Annotated in this window: 1 protein-coding gene; it reads left to right on the top strand. The window is 46.9% G+C overall.

What is annotated here, in order from left to right; all coding sequences use genetic code 11:
- Positions 1 to 26: 26 nt before the first annotated feature.
- Entirely contained in the window at positions 27 to 992 is a 966-nt protein-coding gene (locus tag BCT81_RS00390) for an ABC transporter substrate-binding protein (protein WP_102422952.1), read from the top strand.
- Positions 993 to 1086 lie beyond the last annotated feature (94 nt).

Below are 1086 nucleotides of genomic sequence, written 5' to 3'. Positions count from 1 at the left end.
ATGGAAGCTTGATTCAGGGAGTGTTAATGGGTGCAGTAAATAAAGTATTAACGGCAGTGCTGAGTTATTCACTGTTGCTTTGGGCTGGCAGTGCGATGGCAAATATCGCGAAAGTGTCGGTTTCACAAGTTGTTGATCATCCTGACTTGAATGCGACACGTATGGGGCTACTCGAAGGGTTAAGAGCAAAAGGCTATGAACCTGGGAAAAACCTCGAGTTTTCTTACGAAATGGCCGATGGAAATCCAGCGCAGGCGGCGAAGATAGCTAGAGAGCTCGTCAGTGAGAATCCTCATGTCTTGGTTGGTATCGCGACGCCAAGCTCACAGGCGTTGGTTTCAGCAACTCACTCTATTCCTATTGTGTTTACGGCCGTCACAGATCCGATCGGTTCAAGGCTTGTCAAACAACTTGAAAAACCAGGACGCAATGTGACTGGCCTTTCTGATCTATCTCCAATTGTTCAGCATGTCTCACTAATCAAAGAGCTTCTTCCTGAGGCGAACTCTATAGGCGTGGTTTATAACCCAGCAGAATCGAACGCCGTCGCCTTAGTTGCTTTACTGAAGAAGGCCAGCCGTGACTTTGGCTATGAGCTTCACACTGAAAAAGCGTTGACCATCGACGATGTGGAATCAAAAGCTGAATCATTGGCAAAGCGATCTGACGTTATCTACGCGCTGACCGACAATACGGTGGCTAGTGGAGTGGAAGGCCTTATTGAAGCGGCAAACCAAGAGGGCACTCCGGTAGTGGCGGGTGCGACGTCTTATGTTGGCAAGGGAGCTATAGCAGGTTTAGGTCTTGATTATTACGACGTTGGCGTACAAACCGCTGATTATGTTGCCGCGATTTTGAATGGACAAAAGCCTGGCAAATTGAGCGTAAAGACAGCCCAGAGTTCGCAATTGGTGGTGAACTTAGAGGCTGCGCGTGAGTTGGGGGTAACGGTCCCTAACTCAATTATTGAACGAGCTATTGTAAGTCGCTAATCTCATTTTCAATTGATCAAGCTCTCCGAATATAAGTCATATTATTAATAGGGTTTTAACTGCTTTCGACCTGCTGTATAAGACCACTTTAAGT

Source organism: Vibrio sp. 10N.261.52.A1 (assembly GCF_002876325.1).
Lineage (GTDB): Bacteria > Pseudomonadota > Gammaproteobacteria > Enterobacterales > Vibrionaceae > Vibrio > Vibrio chagasii.
This window is presented reverse-complemented; position numbering and strand designations above follow the sequence as displayed.